Annotated in this window: 7 protein-coding genes; 5 read left to right on the top strand and 2 right to left on the bottom strand. The window is 71.0% G+C overall.

Translation table 11 applies throughout. The annotated features are described in order from the left end of the window. Window positions 1-101: 101 nt before the first annotated feature. Window positions 102-926 (bottom strand): M57 family metalloprotease, encoded by an 825-nt coding sequence (locus LOY02_RS17020; RefSeq protein ID WP_317183560.1) that lies wholly within the window; start codon window positions 924-926, stop codon window positions 102-104. 246 nt (window positions 927-1,172) lie between these two features. Here LOY02_RS17020 and LOY02_RS17015 point away from each other — a divergent pair, with 246 nt between their 5' ends. After that, a complete protein-coding gene (locus tag LOY02_RS17015; RefSeq protein WP_317183559.1) occupies window positions 1,173-1,382 on the top strand; it encodes a dodecin in 210 nt (69 codons plus the stop codon). Window positions 1,383-1,433: 51 nt separating this feature from the next. Beyond that, window positions 1,434-2,567, top strand: a complete 1,134-nt coding sequence (locus LOY02_RS17010; RefSeq protein ID WP_317183558.1) for a Xaa-Pro peptidase family protein — start codon at window positions 1,434-1,436, stop codon at window positions 2,565-2,567. 123 nt (window positions 2,568-2,690) lie between these two features. On the opposite strand, the gene LOY02_RS17005 is transcribed toward LOY02_RS17010, so the two are convergent. Next, complete coding sequence (locus LOY02_RS17005; RefSeq protein ID WP_317183557.1) at window positions 2,691-4,106, bottom strand: FAD-dependent oxidoreductase; 1,416 nt, start codon at window positions 4,104-4,106, stop codon at window positions 2,691-2,693. A 46-nt stretch (window positions 4,107-4,152) separates the two neighbouring features. On the opposite strand from LOY02_RS17005, the gene LOY02_RS17000 reads away from it, so the two are divergent. The 3 genes from LOY02_RS17000 (at window position 4,153) to LOY02_RS16990 (ending at window position 6,503) form a co-directional block, all read left to right on the top strand. Continuing rightward, the gene (locus tag LOY02_RS17000; RefSeq protein ID WP_317183556.1) at window positions 4,153-4,959 is read left to right on the top strand and encodes a GNAT family N-acetyltransferase; all 807 of its coding nucleotides are present in this window, start codon (window positions 4,153-4,155) and stop codon (window positions 4,957-4,959) included. Between the two features lie 108 nt (window positions 4,960-5,067). Further along, complete coding sequence (gene fbaA, locus LOY02_RS16995) at window positions 5,068-6,096, top strand: class II fructose-bisphosphate aldolase (RefSeq protein ID WP_317183555.1); 1,029 nt, start codon at window positions 5,068-5,070, stop codon at window positions 6,094-6,096. After that, window positions 6,093-6,503 (top strand): DUF3151 domain-containing protein, encoded by a 411-nt coding sequence (locus LOY02_RS16990; protein WP_317183554.1) that lies wholly within the window; start codon window positions 6,093-6,095, stop codon window positions 6,501-6,503. The genes fbaA and LOY02_RS16990 overlap by 4 nt, the downstream gene beginning before the upstream one ends. Window positions 6,504-6,599 lie beyond the last annotated feature (96 nt).

Genomic DNA, 6,599 nt, shown 5'->3' with positions numbered 1-6,599 from the left:
GGCGACGTAGGCGCCCGAGCCGGCCCAGCGGCATACGGATGAATGGCGCGAGCCCGCCCCCGCGCGGTGGGGGACGGGCTCGCGGACTGCGGGAGCGACCGTCAGCTGCCGTAGAGCGCGCGGGCGCCCGCGGCGTCGGACGAGGTCATGCTGAGGTCGTCCGACGAGCCGTTGCACTGCGGGTAGTGCATGATCGACGCCGAGTCATAGGGGGTCAGGGGGCGCCAGTTGTTGTCCTCGAAGCAGGTGCCGGACTCGGGGCGCGTGTGCTCGTGGCGGAAGCCGAGCGTGTGGCCGAGCTCGTGGCCCATGATGTTCGCCGGCGTCCACGAGCCGGCGCTCCAGATCGAGTCGTCGACGAGGATGTTGCGCGAGCGCTTCGGCGTGCTCGGGAAGAAGGCTCGGGCGATGTACTGCGTCGTCTTGACGGGCTCGACCGAGAAGACGACGCTCTTGTTGCGCGTGTTGCACTTGCCGTCCTGGCTCGGGACGTAGACGTAGTCGATCGCCGAGGAGGCGTTCTCCCAGAGGGCCGTGCCGCCCTGCATGGCGGCGACGACGTCGGCGTGCCGCGAGCCGAACTTCGTGCTGACGCAGTACGTGAGGTTGCCGACCTGCGCCTGCGACCACGTGTCGTCGCGGCCCTGCACGGTGTTGACGATGAGGCCGTCGTCGATGGTGTGCCTGGGCGTCGCGAGCATGTCGTCGTAGAACTGGCGCAGCTCGCCGGTGCTGTCGACGGCCTCGTCACCGTTGACGACGAACACCTGGCCGTCGTGGTACGTCGAGTCGGCGAACTCCTGGAAGGTCGGCACCGAACCGCTGTCGTCGGCGAGGGGGACGGCGGCGGCCGAGGTGACGGCGCCGCCGACGGCGAAGGCAGCCGCGACAGCGACGGTGAGGGTCCGGGAGGTGGTGACGCGCATGGTGTGGACTCCTGGGGTCGGGGGACCGCCCTCCGGTCGGGAGCGGCATCCCGAACGCTAGGAGTGGAACAGGCGCGACGTGCTCTGCCGTTTCCCTCCTGACGGCAAAGAATTCCCAGAGGCTGGTCAAGGTTTCGTCAGGGGATGGCGGAATCCACCCAAAAGGGAACGTTGACCGATGTGACTGCCGCCCCGACGATGGAGACTCCGACAACGAGGTCGGCGACGAGGTGGAGAGGAACCATCATGGCAGGACACACCTACGGCATCAGCGAGATCGTCGGGACCTCCGAGTCGTCCGTCGACGACGCCATCGCAGGCGCGATCGCCCGGGCCAACAAGACGATGCGGGGCCTCGACTGGTTCGAGGTGGTGAACATCCGGGGGCACCTCGAGGAGGGGCGAATCGGCCACATCCAGGTGACGCTCAAGGTGGGCTTCCGCATCGAGGACTGACGTCTCGCGGCGGCGCACGGCTCAGTGCGGCTCCCGGATAGGGTCGACGGCATGGGTGTCCTGTCCTCCACCATCGACGTCCCGACCGCGCGCGGCCGCCTCGCCCGGCTCAGGGGCCTCACCGAGGCGGCCGGTGTGTCAGCCGTCCTCGTCTCACCCGGATCGGACCTGCGCTACCTCATCGGCGTCGGCGGCGGGTCCTTCGAGCGGCTGACGGCTCTCGTGGTGCCGGCGGACCCTGCGGTCGCGCCGTGCTTCGTGGTGCCGAAGCTGGAGTACGCCGGCCTCGGCCACATCCCCTTCGACGACCTCGAGGTCGAGGTCCGCCCGTGGGTCGACGGGGAGGATGCGCACGCCCTCGCGTTGGCGGGCCTGCCGCCCGGGCCGATGGCGTTCAGCGACACGACGACGGCCCTGCACCTCTTCCAGCTGCGTGACGCCGGCGCGACCGACCAGCGCCCCGCCTGGCCGATCGTCCGGGAGCTGCGGATGCGCAAGACACCCGAGGAGCTCGCGGAGCTGCGAGCGGCCGGGGCGGCGATCGATCGCGTCCACTCCCGCATCGCCGAGTGGCTGCGGCCGGGTCGCACCGAGCGTGAGGTCGGCTCCGACATCGCCGCCGCGATCGTCGAGGAAGGCCATGCCGCAGCGGAGTTCGTCATCGTCGGCTCCGGTCCCAACGGGTCGAGCCCCCACCACGCGCTCTCGGACCGGGTCATCGAGCGAGGTGACGTCGTCGTCGTCGACATCGGCGGGCCGCTCCCGTCGGGCTACTGCTCCGACAGCACGAGGACGTATGCCGTTGGGCGGGCGCCCGAGCCCGACGTGGCCTCCGCGTACGCCGCCCTCCAGGCCTCGCATCAGGCTGCCGTCGACGCCGTCCGTCCGGGGGTGACCTGTCAGGACGTCGACCGGGCAGCCCGGCGCGTGCTCGTCGAGGCCGGTCTCGGCGACCACTTCATCCACCGGACCGGGCACGGCATCGGCCTCGACGTGCACGAGGAGCCCTACATCGTCGAGGGCAACGTCCTCCCGCTCGAGTCGGGAATGACGTTCAGCATCGAGCCGTGCATCGTCTTCCAGGGTCGCTGGGGCGCGCGGATCGAGGACATCGTGGCGGTGACGGCGGACGGGGCGGAGCGGTTCAACAACCGGCCGCGTGACCTCGTCGTCATCCCGGGCTAGGAGCGCGCACTTCTCGTCGACGGGCAGGTTTGGGGCAGCAGTGCGGGCTGCACGGCGCACCTGTCCGCCGACGCTGCACACGAACCAGGAGTGCGGCCATCCGTCCGAGCTGTGTGGACCGGCTCAGGAGTCGAAGCCGACCCCGATCCGGTCCAGCGCCCGCAGCCAGAGGTTGCGGCGCCCGGTGCGGTCCTCGGCAGCCAGCGAGGCGCGCGTGGTCCGCACCGCGGCCGACCGGATCGGCTCTGGCGGGAAGGGGATCGGCTTGCGGCGCACCATCTCCAGGCGGGTCACCTCGGTGTCCCTGCCGTCGACGAGGTCGAGGGCCACCCGGGCACCGAAACGGGTGGACGCGACCCCCAGGCCGGTGTAACCGACCGCATAGGCCAACCGCCCCCCGAGCGCGGTACCGAAGACGGGCGTGAAGCGTGAGGTCGTGTCGATGACCCCACCCCACCGGTGGGTGAAGCTCAGGCCGTCGAGCTGGGGGAAGATCCGGAAGAAGTGCTCTGCGAGCAGGCCGTGGGACGCGTCCGACTGCTCGAGGTCGGCGTCGATCCGGCCGGGGAAGTGGTAGTTCGCGTCGTAGCCGCCGAAGAGGATCCGGTCGTCGAGGGTGCGCCGGTAGTAGTGGAACTGGTTCCCCGCGTCGGTGAGGCCCTCGCGACCCTGCCAGCCGATCGCGGCGAGCTGCCCCGGCGAGAGCGGCTCGGTCATGAGGACGTGGTCATAGACGGGCAGGACCCAGGCGCTGAACCGCTTGAGCACGCCACGGTAGGCGTTGGTCCCGACGACGACGCGCCCCGCGTGCACGCTGCCCCACTCCGTGCGGACCCGCACTCCGGCGCCGTCGGTCTCGAAACCGGTCACCGCCGTGTCCTCGTGGAGGCGCACGCCGAGACTCTCGGCGGCGCGAGCGAGACCCCAGACGAGCCGAGCCGGGTCGACGAGGCCGACGTGCGGGTCGAACATCCCGGCGCGATACATCGGCGAGGCCACCCGTTCCCGGGCGGTCGCCGCGTCGAGGAGCTGGACATCGACTCCGTGGGCCCGGTGCAGCTCGTAGGCCTCCCGCACGGCCGGAACCTGGAGGTCGGTGAGCGCGAGGGTGAGCTCGCCGGGGAGGTGGAAGTCCGCATCGATGCCGTATGCCGTGAGCGCCGTCTCGATGGCCGCGAAGTTCTCGGCGCCCAGCCTCTCGAGCGTCTCGATCTCGTCGGGCCACTGGGCCAGCCCCTGGGCGAGTCCGTGGGTGAGCGACGGCGAGACGAAGCCGCCGTTGCGGCCCGAGGCGCCGGTCCCGAGGCGTCCCGCCTCGAGCACGACCACGTCCCGCGCGGGGTCGTCCTCCTTCGCCTGGATGGCGGCCCACAGGCCCGTGTAACCGCCACCGACGACGACGAGGTCGGCCCGGTGCCCGGCGCCGGTGAGCTGGGACCGGGCGGGAGGCCGCTCGGCGCGGTCGGTCCAGAAGACGTCAGGGGTCGCGTCGGCGAGGGCTCGCGCGGCGACAGGGGAGAGAGATCGTGTATTCGGCATGACGTAGGGATTCGACCATGCTTCCCTTGCGACTGTGAATGCCTCTTTGACCCAGAGCGATCTGCTGCGCGTCTTCCATGACTCCGTCCGGCTCGTGTTACCGCCCGAGCCGGCGGGCCATCGCATGGAGCAGGTCGACCTGGTCCGCCGGCAGTACACCCTCGACCCGGGTGGCTACGCCACGGTCGAGACGCCGGATGGGCTCGGCGCCGACCCCGCCGCCCTCATCGTCCGCGAGCGCGACTACTTCGCGGAGCGCGGCCAGGATCTGGAGTGGAAGACCTACGACTACGACGAACCGGCCGACCTCGGCGACCTGCTCCTCTCGGCCGGTTTCGTCAAGGACGACGACGAGGCGCTCATCCTCGGCGAGACGGCCCCGCTCGCAGAGCAGGAGATCGACCTCCCCGAGGGTCTCGTCGTCCGCGCCGCCGAGGACAAGGAGGACTTCGAGCGCATCCGGGCCCTCTACCGCCGCGTCTGGGGGGAGGAGAGTGCGTGGGTGGGCGAGTCGCTCTTCGAGCGCTGGCGGGACCACCCCGAGACGGTCGACGTCGTCGTCGTCGAGGAGTCGCGGGAGGGCCCGGTGCTGTGCTCGGCCAGGTCGGAGTACGACGAGAGTCCCTTCGTCGGGCTGTGGGGCGGGTCCACCGACCCGGACTGGCGCGGGCGGGGGCTGTACCGCACGACCCTGCTCCACCGGGCCCGGCTCGCGCTCGCCCGCGGCAAGCGCTACGTCCGGGTCGATGCGTCACCGGACTCCGAGCCGATCCTGCGCCGACTGGGCCTGCGCCGGGTCGCGACGACGACGCCCTACCTGTTCAGGCCGCAGGCCCGGGATGGTGGCGACTGAGCCGTCGGCCAACCGGCACGTAGGCACTCGTCCCGGCGCAGCGGCACACGTGGCAGGATTCTTGTGGGGCCGACAAAGGCCCCGCCAACCCCACGCGCAGGAGAAGCAATGCCCATCGCCACCCCTGAGGTGTACGCCGACATGCTCGACCGCGCGAAGGCCGGCTCCTTCGCGTACCCCGCCATCAACGTGTCGTCCTCGCAGACCCTCAACGCCGCCCTCAAGGGCTTCGCCGACGCCGGGTCCGACGGCATCATCCAGATCTCCACCGGTGGCGCCGAGTACCTCTCCGGTCCGTCGGTCAAGGACATGGTCGCCGGCTCCCTCGCCTTTGCCGCCTACGCCGAGCAGGTCGCGAAGAACTATCCCGTCAACGTCGCGCTGCACACCGACCACTGCCCCAAGGACAAGCTGGACGGCTTCGTCCGGCCGCTGCTCGCCGCGTCGACCGAGCGGGTGCAGCAGGGCGGGCTGCCGTGGTTCCAGTCGCACATGTGGGACGGCTCGGCCGTGCCGCTCGACGAGAACCTCGAGCTCGCCGAGGAGCTGCTCGCGCTCGCCAAGGCTGCCAACATCGTCCTCGAGATCGAGGTCGGTGTCGTCGGCGGTGAGGAGGACGGCGTCGTCGGCGCCATCGACGAGAAGCTGTACTCCACGCCCGAGGACGCGATCGCGACCATCAAGGCGCTCGGTGCCGGCGAGAACGGCCGGTACATGACGGCCCTCACCTTCGGGAACGTGCACGGCGTCTACAAGCCGGGCAACGTCAAGCTCCGTCCCGAGATCCTCCTGCAGGCCCAGCAGGCCGCGGCGAAGGAGCTCGGCCTCGGTGACGACGCCCGCCCGTTCGACCTCGTCTTCCACGGCGGGTCCGGCTCGCTGCCCGAGGAGATCTCGGCAGCGGTCGACCACGGGGTCATCAAGATGAACGTCGACACCGACACGCAGTACGCCTTCACCCGACCGGTCGCCGACTGGATGCTGCGCAACTACGACGGCGTCCTCAAGGTGGACGGCGAGGTCGGCAACAAGAAGCAGTACGACCCCCGCGCGTGGGGCAAGGCCGCCGAGGCCGGCATGGCTGCGCGTGTCGTCGAGGCGTGCGAGGCGCTCCGCTCAGCTGGGACGCACGCGTGAGCGACGGCAACCTGCTCGGCATCCCTGAGACGCGGCTGCCCGAGGACCCGGCGACCGCACGCCTGGCGGCGGGCGAGGATCCTGCTGCCGTGGCGGGGGCGATCCCGACCTCGTCCGCGACCTGGGCGACCCTCGCCGAGCGGGCTCTCGCTGCAGGCGGCCGGGACGTCGAGGCCTACGCCTATGCCCGGACGGGGTACCACCGGGCGCTCGACCAGCTGCGGAAGTCGGGCTGGCGGGGCCAGGGCCCGGTGCCGTGGTCGCACGAGCCCAACCGTGGCTTCCTCCGGTCCCTCGCCGCGCTGGCCCGGGCAGCCCGGGCGATCGGCGAGACCGACGAGGAGGCCCGCTGCGCGCAGTTCCTGCGGGACTCGTCGGCCGAAGGGGCTCGCGAACTCGGCTTCTGATCTGCGCCTGGCCATCGCGTCGTAGTCCGTCTGGCCCGCTCGGTGGCATACGAGCTGGTCCACTGGGTCCGGAGCTCACCGCGGCGGCCTGTTTAG

The sequence above is a fragment of the Intrasporangium sp. genome, assembly GCF_032907665.1.
Lineage (GTDB): Bacteria > Actinomycetota > Actinomycetes > Actinomycetales > Dermatophilaceae > Intrasporangium.
This window is presented reverse-complemented; position numbering and strand designations above follow the sequence as displayed.